1 pseudogene is annotated in these 264 nt (G+C 74.2%); it reads right to left on the bottom strand.

Features of this window, described 5'->3' with window-relative positions:
* Positions 1 to 264, bottom strand: a pseudogene (locus ACZ3HH_RS30380) (hypothetical protein); the annotation flags it as partial.

Raw genomic sequence — 264 nt, 5'->3', positions numbered from 1 at the left:
CGGGCGGGACGGGCAGGAGTCGAGCGCCGGCCTCACGCAGGGTCTCGGCGCGAGGATCGCCGCGATCGAGGTCGGCGATGATCCCGGAGACGTCGTCCAGGGGCAGGATGCCGAAGCGCGAGGCCGCGCCCAGCTTCTCCTCGCTCGCGAGGACGAAGGTCTCGGCCGCGCGGGCGGCGAGGGCACGCTTCATCGCCGCCTCCTCGGCATCCCCCGTCGTCAGCCCCGCCTCGGCGTGCACGCCCGTGACGCCCAGGAAGAAGA

The sequence above is a fragment of the Pseudomonas sp. PME37.24/025 genome, from assembly GCF_055556615.1.
This window is presented reverse-complemented; position numbering and strand designations above follow the sequence as displayed.